The organism is Paractinoplanes durhamensis (genome assembly GCF_016862175.1).
GTDB lineage: Bacteria > Actinomycetota > Actinomycetes > Mycobacteriales > Micromonosporaceae > Actinoplanes > Actinoplanes durhamensis.
In genome coordinates, this window is the sequence record NZ_BOML01000031.1 from 136405 (window position 1) to 148962 (window position 12558).

13 protein-coding genes are annotated in these 12558 nt (G+C 71.5%); 8 read left to right on the forward strand and 5 right to left on the reverse strand.

Annotated elements, in window-relative coordinates; translation table 11 throughout:
• From Adu01nite_RS18330 to Adu01nite_RS18340, 3 genes are read left to right on the forward strand one after another with little or no spacing between them, the layout of a single operon-like run.
• On the forward strand, positions 1–1320 hold the full coding sequence (locus Adu01nite_RS18330; RefSeq protein ID WP_203728103.1) for an ABC transporter substrate-binding protein: 1320 nt from the start codon (positions 1–3) through the stop codon (positions 1318–1320).
• Complete coding sequence (locus Adu01nite_RS18335) at positions 1320–2261, forward strand: carbohydrate ABC transporter permease (RefSeq protein ID WP_203728104.1); 942 nt, start codon at positions 1320–1322, stop codon at positions 2259–2261. Before Adu01nite_RS18330 ends, Adu01nite_RS18335 begins: the two co-directional genes overlap by 1 nt.
• Positions 2261–3082, forward strand: a complete 822-nt coding sequence (locus Adu01nite_RS18340; protein ID WP_203728105.1) for a carbohydrate ABC transporter permease — start codon at positions 2261–2263, stop codon at positions 3080–3082. The genes Adu01nite_RS18335 and Adu01nite_RS18340 overlap by 1 nt, the downstream gene beginning before the upstream one ends.
• Here the strand turns inward: Adu01nite_RS18340 and Adu01nite_RS18345 are convergent.
• Positions 3072–3980, reverse strand: a complete 909-nt coding sequence (locus Adu01nite_RS18345) for a carbohydrate kinase family protein (RefSeq protein WP_203728106.1) — start codon at positions 3978–3980, stop codon at positions 3072–3074. The genes Adu01nite_RS18340 and Adu01nite_RS18345 overlap by 11 nt on opposite strands.
• A gap of 99 nt (positions 3981–4079) precedes the next feature.
• Between Adu01nite_RS18345 and Adu01nite_RS18350 the strand changes: the two genes are divergently transcribed.
• From Adu01nite_RS18350 to Adu01nite_RS18360, 3 genes are all read left to right on the forward strand, one after another.
• On the forward strand, positions 4080–5003 hold the full coding sequence (locus Adu01nite_RS18350) for a 1-phosphofructokinase family hexose kinase (RefSeq protein ID WP_203728107.1): 924 nt from the start codon (positions 4080–4082) through the stop codon (positions 5001–5003).
• Positions 4984–5832 carry a class II fructose-bisphosphate aldolase gene (locus tag Adu01nite_RS18355; RefSeq protein ID WP_203728108.1) on the forward strand — a complete coding sequence of 283 codons (849 nt, stop codon included), beginning with the start codon at positions 4984–4986 and terminating at the stop codon, positions 5830–5832. Before Adu01nite_RS18350 ends, Adu01nite_RS18355 begins: the two co-directional genes overlap by 20 nt.
• Before the next feature lie 75 nt (positions 5833–5907).
• Positions 5908–8040 (forward strand): ArnT family glycosyltransferase, encoded by a 2133-nt coding sequence (locus Adu01nite_RS18360; protein WP_203728109.1) that lies wholly within the window; start codon positions 5908–5910, stop codon positions 8038–8040.
• Between the two features lie 55 nt (positions 8041–8095).
• Here the strand turns inward: Adu01nite_RS18360 and Adu01nite_RS18365 are convergent, their stop codons facing one another.
• From Adu01nite_RS18365 to Adu01nite_RS18380, 4 genes are all read right to left on the reverse strand, one after another.
• On the reverse strand, positions 8096–9211 hold the full coding sequence (locus Adu01nite_RS18365; RefSeq protein ID WP_203728110.1) for an aminopeptidase P family protein: 1116 nt from the start codon (positions 9209–9211) through the stop codon (positions 8096–8098).
• A 76-nt stretch (positions 9212–9287) separates the two neighbouring features.
• The gene (locus tag Adu01nite_RS18370; RefSeq protein WP_203728111.1) at positions 9288–9557 is read right to left on the reverse strand and encodes a YggT family protein; all 270 of its coding nucleotides are present in this window, start codon (positions 9555–9557) and stop codon (positions 9288–9290) included.
• 88 nt (positions 9558–9645) lie between these two features.
• Entirely contained in the window at positions 9646–10923 is a 1278-nt protein-coding gene (locus Adu01nite_RS18375) for a hypothetical protein (RefSeq protein WP_203728112.1), read from the reverse strand.
• A 16-nt stretch (positions 10924–10939) separates the two neighbouring features.
• Positions 10940–11452 (reverse strand): SigE family RNA polymerase sigma factor, encoded by a 513-nt coding sequence (locus Adu01nite_RS18380; RefSeq protein WP_203728113.1) that lies wholly within the window; start codon positions 11450–11452, stop codon positions 10940–10942.
• Positions 11453–11749: 297 nt separating this feature from the next.
• On the opposite strand from Adu01nite_RS18380, the gene Adu01nite_RS18385 reads away from it, so the two are divergent.
• Positions 11750–11962, forward strand: a complete 213-nt coding sequence (locus tag Adu01nite_RS18385; protein ID WP_203728114.1) for a hypothetical protein — start codon at positions 11750–11752, stop codon at positions 11960–11962.
• 38 nt (positions 11963–12000) lie between these two features.
• Positions 12001–12543, forward strand: a complete 543-nt coding sequence (locus Adu01nite_RS18390) for a hypothetical protein (protein ID WP_203728115.1) — start codon at positions 12001–12003, stop codon at positions 12541–12543.
• Positions 12544–12558 lie beyond the last annotated feature (15 nt).

Consider the following 12558-nt stretch of genomic DNA (forward strand, 5'->3'; position numbering starts at 1 on the left):
ATGACCAACCTTCGGCGCGGCCGGTCGTTCCGGCTGCTGGCAGGCGGCCTCGGCGCCGCATTGACCCTCTCCGCCTGCATGGGCGGAACGACCGACTCCGGCAAGGACGCCGCGGCCGGCTACGACCCGAAGGCCGCCGTCACGATCACCTGGTGGACCGGGCAACCGGAGGAGCAGGAGAAGGTCGCCGAGCAGCTCGCGGCCGATTACCACACCGCGCATCCGAACGTCACGATCAAGGTCTCGCCGGGCGCCCCGACCACCGATGACCTGCTCACCAAGCTGTCCGCCGGGTTCACCAGCGACAGCTACCCGGACGTCTCCTACGCCTTCGGCAACTGGGCCGGTGACCTCGGGGCGAGCGGCAAGACCCAGGACCTCACGTCCTACGTGAACGACGCGGCCTTCGACTGGAACGACTTCCCGGCCGCGGCCCGCGAGGTGGCCACCGCCGACGGCAAGGTCATCGGCATCCCGGCGCTGGTCGACAACCTGGCGCTGATCTACAACAAGAAGCTGTTCGACGCGGCCGGGGTGGCCTACCCGACCGACCAGTGGTCCTGGGACGACTTCCGGGCCGCGGCCAAGAAGCTGACGAACAAGGCCACCAATACGTACGGGACGGCCTACTCGGTCTCCGGCAGCGAGGACACCACCTGGCACCTGTGGCCGCTGCTCTGGCAGCACGGCGGCAAGATCCTCGACGGCACCAAGCCGGCCTTCAACTCGGACGCCGGGGTGGCCGCGCTGGAGACGTTCCGGCAGATGGCGGTCGACGACAAGTCGATGTATCTGGACCAGACCGACGAGAAGTACGCGCCGCTGTTCAACAGCGGACACGTCGCCATGATGCTCTCCGGCCCCTGGTCCCTCTTGGAGATCAAAGAGGCCAAGCTTGCGTACGGCGTGGTCGACCTGCCCGGCTACAACGGCGACCACCAGACCGTCTCCGGTCCCGACCTGTGGGTGCTGTTCGACCACGGCGACGTGAACCGGGCCGGTGCCACCCGCGACTTCACCAAGTGGCTGACCAGCAAGGAGATCGACCCGAAGTGGAACCTCGCGGTCGGTAACCTGCCGCTGCGCACCTCGGAGAAGGACTCCCCCGAGTTCGCCGCCTACGTCAAGGAGTACCCGGGCGGCCAGAAGTTCTTCGACAACCTGGCCAACGCCAAGCAGGCCCGGCCGACCGCACCCGGCTACGAGGTGCTGTCCCGCAACGTCGGCGACGCCATCGCCAAGGTGATGCAGGGGCAGGGCCAACCCAAGGAGGCGTTGGACGAGGCGGCCAAGAAGTCGGCCGACGCCCTGGTGAACTGATGGCGCTCACGTTCGCGGCGACGCCGCGTACTCACACCCCGCCTCCCGCACAGCGCGGCCCTCGTGGCCGCGCTCTGCGGCGGAACCTCACCGGCTGGGCGTTCGCCGGGCCGGCCACCGCGATCGTCATCGGGTTGTCGATCTTCCCGGCGGTCTGGGCGTTCTTCATCTCCCGGGCCAAGTGGAACGGCATCGCCCCGGCGACCCAGGTCGGCTGGCGCAACTACCAGCTGCTGCTGCAGGACCCGGACATGATCGCGGCGACCAAGCACACGCTGCTGCTCACCGCGCTGTTCGTGCCCGGCTCGATCGTGCTCGGCATCGTCATCGCGATCGCGCTCAACCAGAAGATCCGGCTGATCGGTTTCTACCGCACCTGCATCTTCGTGCCCTACGTGGCGTCGGCGGCGGCCACCGGCATCCTGGCCGGTTTCGTCTTCAACCCGCAGTTCGGCGTGGCCAACGACGTGCTGCGCCACCTCGGTCTGCCGCAGCAGCAGTTCCTGGAGAACCAGCACCAGGCGATCTACATCATCTGCCTGATCGCGCTCTGGGGTGAGGTCGGCTTCACCACGGTCATCTACCTGGCCGCGCTGCAGGACATCCCGAAGGACCTGATCGAGGCGGCCCGGATGGACGGCGCGTCGAAGTGGCGGGTGTTCCGGCACGTGACGCTGCCGGAGCTGCGGCCGGTCACGGTCTTCGCGGCGATCTGGCAGACGATCACCGCGATGCAGCTGTTCGACCTGATCTACACCACCACCCGCGGCGGGCCGCTGAACAGCACGCAGACGATCGTCTACTACATCTACGAGCTGGCCTTTCAAACCCAGCGCTTGGGGTACGGCGCGGCCGCCGCCTATCTGCTGTTCATCGTGACGCTACTGCTCAGCCTGCTCGTCATCTGGTATTCGCGGCGCCGCGGTTCGGAGGTCTTCTGATGCGCTGGAAACTTCCGTTCAGCCCCTGGCATTTGCTGCTCATGCCGCTCGCGCTGATCTTCGTGCTGCCGCTCGTGCAGATGCTGCTCACCTCGTTCATGAGCAGCGCCGAGATCAACCAGTTCCCGCCCAAGCTGATCCCGACCAGCCTGCACCTGGAAGGCTACCGGCATCTGTTCAGCGAGACACCGGCGCTGCGCTGGTTCATCAACACGGTGCTTGTCTCCGGCATCGCCGTAGTCAGCCACCTGGCGCTGTGCTCGATGGCCGGCTACGGCTTCGCCCGGCTCAAGTTCGCCGGTCGCGGCCTCGCGTTCGTGCTGATCCTGGCGACCGTGATGATCCCGATCCAGCTGCTGATGATCCCGACCTACCTGATGTTCGCCCGGCTCGGCATCGTCGACACCCTGGCCGCCGCGTACGTGCCGTGGCTGGCCTCGGCGTTCGGCATCTTCCTGATGCGGCAGTTCTTCCTCGGGCTGCCCGCCGAACTGGAGGAGGCCGCGCTGATCGACGGCTGCGGCCGGTGGCGCACCTTCCGCAGCATCGTGCTGCCGCTGGCCAAGCCGGCGCTCACCACGCTGGCCATCATCACTCTGCTGTGGAGCTGGAACGACCTGCTCTGGCCGCTGGTCGCGATCTCCGACGACCACACGTTCACGCTGCAGGTGGGGCTGGCCAACTTCCAGGGCATGCGGCGCACCCAGTGGTCGCAGCTGATGGCCGGCAACGTGGTGGCCACCATGCCGCTGATCCTGGCGTTCCTCTTCGCCCAGCGGAAGTTCATCGCGACGATGACCTTCACCGGCATCAAGGGCTGACGATGTCCGCCCGGGTCGCCTGGGCGGCCGTTCCACCGGCCGCCCGGGTGCTCAGCGAACCGGCGACCGCGGCCCAGCCGATCGCTTCCTCGATCGGCAGGCCGCTCAGCCGGCCGGCCAGGAAGCCGGCGTTGAAGCTGTCGCCGGCGCCGGTCGTGTCGACCACGTCGACCACCCGGCCCGGGGCGTCGCAGCTGCCGCCCGGCCACCAGGCCCTGGCACCGGCCGCGCCGTTCTTCATGACCACCGTCGTGCCGCTGGCGACCAGCTTCGACGCGGCCTCGTCGGTGTCGTCGAGGCCGGCGATCGCGCGCAGCTCGTTGGCGTTGGGCAGGAACACGTCGGTGTGCTCGAGGATCCGGGCGATCGACTGCCACTCCTCGGCCGGGTCCCAGTTGGTGTCCAGCGACGTGGTCAGGCCGTGGCGCCGGGCGCGGGCGAACACGTCGTCGAGGCCGGCGGCCAGACCCGGCTGCAGGTACAGCGACGCCACGTGCACGTGCCGGGCCAGGGTGAGCAGGTCATCGGTCACATCGGACGGTCGCAGCGCGGCGATCGTGCCGGGCAGGGTCAGCATGCCGCGATCGTCCGGTTCGGACAGCACCACGGTCAGCCCGGTCGGCGCGCCCCGGCCGTCGGCGGCCAGCAGCGTCACGCCGAGCGCCGACAACTGCGCCCGGACCAGCCCGCCGAACACGTCGTCACCGACCGCCGCCAGCAGCCCGGTGCGCAGCCCGAGCCGGGCACAGCCGGCCGCGGTGATCGCCGCCGAGCCGCCGAGCACCAGGTCGGCCGCGGTCAGCAGCTGTTCGGCCTGGCCGAACCGGGGCCGCACGTCGCCGCGCAACAGCAGATCGGGGTTGGCGTCGCCCACCACCAGAACGTCGAACTCGACCATGTCCGTCTCCCTCTTCGATCCCGCAGCACGGTACGCGGCAAATAGCTGGTTTCTACAGGCACGTTCGGTCAGTATTCGGCCCGAGACGGGGCAATTATCATGATCGTCACTGTCACCCTCAACCCCGCCCTCGATCTGACCTACGCGGTCGACGCGCTCGTCCCGTACGGCACCCACCGGGTCGCCACGGTCGCCGAACGCCCCGGCGGCAAGGGCCTCAACGTCGCCCGCGTCCTGCACCAGCTCGGCGAGCCGGTCCTGGCCACCGGCCTGCTCGGCGGCGCCACCGGCACCCGGGTCGCCGAGTTGCTGCGGCACGAGGGCGTGCGGTCCGGCTTCGTCCGGATCGGCGGCGAGACCCGGCGCACGGTCGCCGTCGTCGACGGCAGCGACGCCACCGGTTTCTGGGAGCCCGGCCCGACCATCACACCGGCCGAGTGGGCCCTCTTCCTCGCCGAGTTCCGCGAGCTGCTGGGCCCGGCCACGGTAGTCACTCTGAGCGGTTCCCTCCCACCGGGCGTCCCGCTTGATGCGTACGCCGTCCTGATCGCCCACGCCAAGCGGGCCGGCGTGCCCACCCTGCTCGACACGAGCGGGCCGGCCCTGCGGCACGGCCTGCTCGCCGCCCCGGCCATGGCCAAGCCGAACGCCGAGGAACTCGCCGCCCTCGCTCCCGGACCGGTCGTCGCGGCCGCGCGGGCGCTGGCGACCGGGCCGGTGGTGGTCTCCCGGGGCGCGGCCGGGCTGGTGGCCGTCGCGCACGACGAGGTCTGGGAGTGCGCCCCGCCCGTACCCGTGGACGGAAACCCGACGGGGGCCGGCGATGCGTGCGTCGCCGCACTCAGCCGGGGTTTGCGGGACCACACACCCTGGCCCGAACTCCTCGCCGACGCGGTCGCGCTCAGCGCCGCCGCCGTCGCCGCGCCGGTCGCCGGCGCCTTCGATCCCGAGGTCTACCGGCAGACCCGGGCCGCCATCCCCGCATCCGCATCAGGAGGTTCTCGTGTTCGCACCCACCGGTGACCTGGTCTCGGCCGCGCACGCGGCGGGCGGGGCGGTCGGCGCCTTCAACGTCATCACCATCGAGCACGCCGAGGCCATCGTGGCCGGCGCCGAGGCCGCCGGGCTGCCGGTGATCCTGCAGATCAGTGAGAACGCCGTGCGGTTCCATCACGGCCGGCTCGCGCCGATCGCCGCGGCCGCCCGGGCCATCGCCTCCTCGGCCGGGGTGCCGGTCGCGCTGCATCTCGACCACGTCGAGTCCGACGATCTGCTCGCGCAGGCGGCGGCGAACGGCTTCGGCTCGGTCATGTACGACGCGTCCCGGCTCTCCTACGCCGACAACGTCGCCGCCACCGCGGCCGCCGTCCGCCGCTGCCGCGCGGCCGGGCTCTGGGTGGAGAGCGAGCTCGGCGAGATCGGCGGCAAGGGCGGCGCGCACGTCAAGGGCGCCCGCACCGACCCGGCCGAGGCGGCCGCCTACGTGGCCGCGACCGGGGTGGACGCGCTCGCCGTCGCGGTCGGTTCGTCGCACGCGATGACCACCCGCAGCGCCCGGCTCGACCACGACCTGATCGCCCGGCTCGCCGCGGCCGTCCCGGTGCCGCTGGTGCTGCACGGCTCGTCCGGGGTGCCCGACGACGAGTTGTCCGCGGCGGTGCGCGGCGGCATGGCGAAGATCAACATCGGGACGGCACTGAACACCGCGTTCACCGGGACGGTCCGGGCGACCCTCGGCGACCAGCCCGACCTCGTCGATCCGCGTCGATATCTGGCGTCGGCGCGCTCGGCGATGGCGGAGACCGTTTCGACGGCGTTACGGGTGCTCAAATCAGGCGTAATACCCGCGTAACTTCAGCAGAGATCTACAGCTACCGCACAGGTTGCTCCTAGAGTCCGCGTAGCACTCCGGGCGAAAGTGGCAACCATGACGTTGACCCTCGACTCCGCCCCGGAAGGGCGCGGGTCCTCCGCGCCGGCCGACGGCGCCACCACCGCCGAGCAGCAGGAGCAGCCGCCGTCGCCCCGGCGCCGCGCCTGGCTCGGCGACCCCGCCTGGGCCCGGCCCGCGCTGTGGGTGCTGCTCGCCGGCACCGCGGTGCTCTACCTGTGGAACCTGTCCGCCTCCGGGTGGGCGAACGAGTTCTATGCGGCCTCTGCCCAGGCCGGATCCCAGTCGTGGAAGGCGTGGCTCTTCGCCTCCCTCGACGCGGGCAACGCCATCACCGTCGACAAGCCACCCGCCGCGATGTGGGTGATGGGCCTGTCGATGCGGATCTTCGGGGTGAACAGCTGGGCCATGCTGGCCCCGCAGGCACTGATGGGCGTCGGCAGTGTCGCGCTGCTGTACGCCGCGGTGCGCCGCTGGTTCGGGCCGGCCGCCGGCCTGCTCGCCGGGGCCGCGCTCGCGCTCACCCCGGTCGCGGTGCTGATGTTCCGCTTCAACAACCCGGACGCGCTGCTCGTGCTGCTGATGGTCGCGGCCGCGTACGCCACCGTCCGGGCGGTCGAGACCGCGTCCTGGAAGTGGCTCGCGCTCGTCGGCGTGCTGCTCGGCTTCGGCTTCCTCACCAAGATGCTGCAGGCGTTCCTGGTGCTGCCCGGGTTCGCGCTGGTCTACCTGATCGCCGCGCCCACCGGCCTGCTCAAGCGCCTGCGCGACCTGCTGATCGGCGGGCTCGCGCTGATCGTCTCCGGCGGCTGGCTGGTGCTGCTGGTGTCGCTGTGGCCGGCCGACTCCCGGCCGTACATCGCCGGTTCCACCAACAACTCGCTGTGGCAGCTGGCGATCGGCTACAACGGCCTCGGCCGGATCCTCGGCGGCGAGGGCAACGGCGGCGGCGGGGGCGGCGGCGGGCCGGGCGGCGGCGGCGGGAACACCGGCTTCGGCGGCTCGACCGGCATCGCCCGGATGTTCGGCGACAGCTTCGGCCTGGAGATCTCCTGGCTTCTGCCGGCCGCGCTGGTCGCGCTGGTGGCACTGCTGATCGGTACGGCGCGGGCGCCGCGCACCGACCGCACCCGGGCCGCGGCCGTCCTCTGGGGTGGCTGGACCGTCGTCACCGGCCTGGTCTTCAGCTACATGAGCGGCACCGTGCACCCGTACTACACGATCGCTCTGGCGCCCGGCATCGCGGCGCTGGTGGCGATCGGTGCCCGGGTGCTGTGGGGCTGGAAGGACAGCATCCTCGCCCGTCTCGGCCTGGCCGCGATGGTCGTGGTGACCGGCGTCTGGGACTACGTGCTGCTCGGCCGGGTGTCGTGGGCGCCGGGGCTGCGCTGGTTCGTGCTGATCGCCGGGATCGTCGCCGGCCTCGCGCTGCTGGTTCCGGCCAAGCTGCTCCGCCGGGTCGGGGTGGTGGCGGTCGCGACCGTGGCGGTGGCGACGACCGGGGCGGCCACGGCCGCCTGGGGTGTCAGCACCGCCGGGGTCGCGCACAGCGGGTCGATCCCGACCTCCGGGCCCTCCGGGGTGTCGTCCGGCGGCGGCTTCGGTCGCGGCGGCGGCTTCGGCGGCGATCGCACCGGCGGCGGGTTCCCCGGTGGCGCCCCGGGCGGCACCGCGGACGCCGGCGGAGGCTTCCCCGGTGGTGGCTTCCCCGGTGGCGGCACCGGTCAGAACAACGGCGGCAACCCGCCGAGCGGTGCCGGTCAGAGCGGTGCCGGTCAGAACGGTGCCGGGCGAACCGGGGGCGGTGGCGGCTTCGGTGGTGGGCAGGCCAGCGCCGAGGTGGTGGCGCTGCTCAAGGCCACCGGCAACCGGTGGGCGGCGGCCACGAACGGCTCGATGCAGGCGGCGCCGCTGCAGCTCGGCAGCGGCCGGCCGGTCATGGCGATCGGCGGCTTCACCGGCAGCGACCCGTCCCCGACCCTCGCCGAGTTCCAGGCCTACGTGAAGGCCGGCGAGATCCACTACTACATCGGTGGCGGCGGCATGGGCGGCGGCGGCCGTGGTGGCGGCGGCTCGTCGATCAGCGAGTGGGTCGCGGCCAACTACACGGCGACCACCGTCGGCAGCAGCACGGTCTACGACCTGACCCAGCCGAAGACCGTCTCCTGATCCACCCCCAAAATGGTTGGGCCCGCCGCGAATCCCAGCTCGCGGCGGGCCCAATTCAGGAAACCACCGCCAGGCCGTGGTCGGTGTTGTTGAGCCGGCGTCCGCCGTCCGCGGTGACCGTGACGATGTCCTCGATCCGCACGCCGAAGCGCCCGGGCAGATAGATGCCCGGCTCGATCGAGAAGCACATGCCCGGGACCAGCGGCTGCTTCTCCCCCGCGACCATGTAGGGCGGCTCGTGGGTGGTGACGCCGATGCCGTGGCCGGTGCGGTGGATGAAGTACTCGCCGTAGCCGGCCTGCTGGATCACCTGCCGGGCCACCCAGTCGATCTCCTCGCACGGCACGCCCGGCCGGACCGCCTCGAACGCCGCCTGCTGGGCCCGCCGGACGATCGCGTGCACCTCGCGGACCTCGGCGTCCGGCTCGCCGACGCTGACCGTGCGGGTGGTGTCCGAGCCGTAGCCGTCGAGCAGGCCGCCGAAGTCGAGCACCACCGCGTCGCCGGCGTGGATCTCCCGGCCGCCGGCCTCGTGGTGCGGGTTGGCGCCGTTCGGGCCGGAGCCGACCACGGTGAAGTCGACCTGCTCGTGGCCGAACTTGCGGAGCAGCGCGGCGAGGTCGGCGGCGACCTCGGTCTCCCGGCGGCCGGCGAAGCGGACGCCGAGGATCTCGCCGTAGGCCGCGTCGGCGGCCGCTCCGGCCGCGGCCAGCCGGGACAGCTCGTGGTGGTCCTTGACCGCCCGCAGCATCGGCTGACAGACCGACAACGCGTGATAGCCGGTGCCGGGCAGCGCCTCCTGCAGGCCGATCAGGTGCATCGCCCAGGTGGAGTCGGAGATGCCGTAGCGGCCGCCGGGGTGCAGCAGCGGCGCGACCACGTGGTAGGGGTCGGCGGCGTCGTACCAGTCGAGCAGGGTGAGCGCGGGCGCTCCGGGGGCGGCGGCCGCGTCCGGTCGTTCGAGGGCCGGCACCACCAGGGTGGCCGGCCGGTCGGGGGTGAGCACCAGCATGGTGAGGCGCTCGGTCACCGCTGTCGGTTTGTAGCCGGTCAGCCAGGCCAGGTCGGGCCCGATGCCGACCAGCACGCCGGCCAGGCCGGCCGAGGTCGCCGATTCGACCGCCCGCCGCATCCGCTGGGCGTAGTCGTCGGCGGTGAACTGAACAGTCATGGATACAGAATCCGGGCCGGTCGTGCCTCTCGCATCCCCCTCGCGGGATGAGGCAACAACCGGCCCGGCTCTGTCGTCAGGAGATGAACGAACGGACCAGCACGATTCCGAAGAACACGATGATGAAAGCCAGGTCGATCGACATGCCGCCGACCCGCAACGGCGGGATCACCCGGCGGATCGGGGCCAAGATCGGCTCGGTGACCGCGGTCACTCCGCGTGTCAATCGGTACCGGAGTGAACCGGCCATGGACGGCCCGGCCAGCGCGACGGACCAGTCGAGCACCGCACGCGCCACCAGCAACAGTTGGAACAGCAGCAGCACCAGGCTGAGAAGGGCGAGCATCTTTCCTCCAGTTACCGAACGGGGTAGCTCCTACTACTGTGCGTCGACTTTCTGTGAGATGGCTGAGCGACCCCTGTGCCGCGGCAAACTATTGGCAGTGCCAGACCACCGGCTGAATCACGTCGTTGGCGTTGTCCGACTGACCGACGATGGTGCGGCCGTCGTCGCTGATCGCGTTCGGGATGTTGGTCAGGCTGCCCGGGTCGTGCTTGGCGAGCATTGGCAACTGGAGCGTGCGGCCCCCGGTGTCGAGGATCGCGTAGCCCTTGGTGTCGATGCCGACCATCCAGCCCTGGGCGTTGATCGCGTCCGGGCTCATGTCGAAGCCGCCGAGGACCTTGGTCTCCCCGGTGCGCACGTTCCACTGGACCGCCCACATCTTGCCCGCTCCGCCCCCGTTGCGGTCGGTCTCGTCGGCGACCCCGACCGCGATGCCGTTGCGGATCGAGAAGACCCGGGCGGCCACGGCCGTCTTTCCCTTGTTGGTGGGCAGCGCCAGGTCGTGGTGGGTGCCGTCGGCGAACCAGACGTACGGCGTCTTCAGGTCGAGATTGCCGACCGTGGTGCCGTCCTCGTCGATGTCGACGGCGGCCGACGCCTGCACCCCGGCCGGGACCGGCAGCCGGACCGGCTTCGACGTCGCCGACGGCCAGAAGATCGCGTGCGAGCTCGCGTCGGTCGCCGGTGCGCTCTCGTCGTCGCCGACGATAGCGCCCGCCTCGTTGATCGCCTCGGCGCCGCCCCGCTGCACTCCGGGCAGTTTGACCACCTTGCCGTTGACGTAGGCGTACGGCACCGAGCCGGTCTCCTCCTCGCTGCCACCCGTGTAGCTCCAGCCGACTGCGGTGCCGGCGGAGTTGACGTCGCGCAGCGACTCCTCCAGGTCGCCGGGCAGCATCACCTTCGTCACCGTGCCGCCGTGCCAGATGACGGCCTGATAGCCGCCGCCCTTGGGATAGGTGCGGCCGACGTGGTAGGCCCCGGTCGGGTCGCCGCCGGAGACCAGCGCCATCGGTTCTTTACTGGGCACCGGCAGCTTGGCGATGGTGCAGCTGGTCGGCGCGGCCGCGACCGGCGCGACCCAGCCGGCCGTGCCCGGGATCGTGTAGGCGGCCTTGGGTTTGGCGCTGGCGGTGGCGGTCGGCTTCTTCGTCGCCGCCAGGTTGGACGGAGTCTTGGTGGTGCGGGCGTTGACGACCGCGACGCCGGCGACCGCGACCACGGTCAGCGCCGCGACCCCGGCGTACCCCCAGCCCCGGCGCCGGTTGCGGCGGCGCCCGGACTGGATGGCACGGTCGATGTTCACGGTGGACGGGGCCGGCGGTTCGTCGTCGAGGGACCGCAGCAGATCGATTTCGGAAGGCATGGTGGGTCGGCTCCTCTCAGTTCTGGACGGTGTAACCCGCGAGCTCCCGCTCTCCGAGCAGGCGCCGCAGGGTGGCCAGTCCGCGTGCGGTCTGGCTCTTGACCGTGCCGGCGGAGCAGCCGAGCGCGCCGGCCACCTCCTCGACCGGCAGGTCGTAGAAGAACCGCAGCACCAGCACGGCCCGCTGCCGCCGGGGAACCTGCCCCAGCGCGGCACGGACAACCTGACGATCCTCGATACCGCCGTCGCTGAACGGCGGCGGTTCGGGCAACTCCCGGAACAGCCGGACCCGGGCCCACGCCAGTCGTTTCTCGTCCAGGAACGTGCGCACCAGCATGGTCCGCACGTACGCGTCGAGGTTGTCGGCGGTCTGCGCCCGCCGCCATTTCACGAACAGCGTGGTGATGGTCTGCTGAACCAGGTCGTCGGCGCGATGCGGGTCGCCGGCGAGGACGTACGCGAGTCGCCGCAGGGAAGGGATCTTCGCCGCGACGTATTCGACGTATTCCTCGTTCGCACCAACCTGCATCGCCCCGGCCCTCCGTAGGTTCGTCACCCCTTGGACGGGGACGGCCGCCCGCCCGGTTGTCATCCTCGTCGAACTGATTTCGATCCGGCAGAATCCGATCATGGCTTCTGTCGACGAGATCGTCGCCGCGCTCGCGGACATCCCGGCCGACGACCGTTTCGGCTGGCGGTTCGCCGACCAGCTGAGCCGCCTCGACGAGCCGGTGCGGCCGCCCGAGCGGCCGACTTCGTCCGGTGGCAGGCGCAGACCTGGCCGCACGACGCGGAGGCGTTCTTCGCGGCCGAGATCGAGGAGGCGATGTCGGCCGCCTACCCGGAGAACGACGGCCGGACCCCGGAACGCCTCGACGCGCTGCTCGCCCACCCCGGGCGGCTCGGGCCGATGGCCGCGACCGTGCTGGCCGCCGCGTTGACCGCGCAGGACGCGGGCTGCCGCATCCAGGCGGCCGAGGCGCTCACGACGCTGGTCCCGCGACGGATCCCGGTGCCGGTGATGGCCGGCGCGGCCTGATCGAACGGCCGCCGATCGTCGCGGCCGGGCTGCTCACCGTGGCCCGGGTCGCCCGCACCCGCTTCTACACGCCGCCGGCGATGCTCGCCGCGATCCTGCGCGCCGCCGACCCGATCGTGACCAGCGACGGCGCGATGCTGCGGTTCGAGAGCTTCTCGGCGGACTGCGGGGTCTATGCCCGGCTGGACGTGCTGCCGGACGGTCTCGGCTCGGCGCCGCGCGCCCGCGGCACCACCAATGTGGACTTCAACGGCCCGATGCGGGACGCGCTCGCCGGGCTGTCCGGCGCCGACCCGATGCACCTGGCGGTCGGCGACGACGAGGTCCGGGTCCGCACCCTGGATGCCGAGGCGGTCGAGCGCCGGGTTCCGCTGCCCGAGCGCTGGGTGCGCAGCCTCGCCGAACTGACCGTGATCGCCCGCGCCATGCGACCGGCCGCCGTCTATCCGGCCGCGCAGGTGCGCCGCCTCCTGCAGGCGCAGCCGCGCAGCTCGGGGGAACGCTGCACCTGGTTCGCGAGCCACGGTCTCGGGCGGGGGCCGTGCAAGCACATCCTCGCGGTCCGGCTCGCCCCCGGCTGATCGATGTATCGCCGG

Coding starts and splice junctions, on each gene's coding strand:
- Adu01nite_RS18330 (WP_203728103.1), top strand. CDS start 1: ATGACCAACCTTCGGCGCGGCCGGTCGTTCCGGCTGCTGGCAGGCGGC.
- Adu01nite_RS18335 (WP_203728104.1), top strand. CDS start 1,320: ATGGCGCTCACGTTCGCGGCGACGCCGCGTACTCACACCCCGCCTCCC.
- Adu01nite_RS18340 (WP_203728105.1), top strand. CDS start 2,261: ATGCGCTGGAAACTTCCGTTCAGCCCCTGGCATTTGCTGCTCATGCCG.
- Adu01nite_RS18345 (WP_203728106.1), bottom strand. CDS start 3,980: ATGGTCGAGTTCGACGTTCTGGTGGTGGGCGACGCCAACCCCGATCTG.
- Adu01nite_RS18350 (WP_203728107.1), top strand. CDS start 4,080: ATGATCGTCACTGTCACCCTCAACCCCGCCCTCGATCTGACCTACGCG.
- Adu01nite_RS18360 (WP_203728109.1), top strand. CDS start 5,908: ATGACGTTGACCCTCGACTCCGCCCCGGAAGGGCGCGGGTCCTCCGCG.
- Adu01nite_RS18365 (WP_203728110.1), bottom strand. CDS start 9,211: ATGACTGTTCAGTTCACCGCCGACGACTACGCCCAGCGGATGCGGCGG.
- Adu01nite_RS18370 (WP_203728111.1), bottom strand. CDS start 9,557: ATGCTCGCCCTTCTCAGCCTGGTGCTGCTGCTGTTCCAACTGTTGCTG.
- Adu01nite_RS18375 (WP_203728112.1), bottom strand. CDS start 10,923: ATGCCTTCCGAAATCGATCTGCTGCGGTCCCTCGACGACGAACCGCCG.
- Adu01nite_RS18380 (WP_203728113.1), bottom strand. CDS start 11,452: ATGCAGGTTGGTGCGAACGAGGAATACGTCGAATACGTCGCGGCGAAG.
- Adu01nite_RS18385 (WP_203728114.1), top strand. CDS start 11,750: ATGTCGGCCGCCTACCCGGAGAACGACGGCCGGACCCCGGAACGCCTC.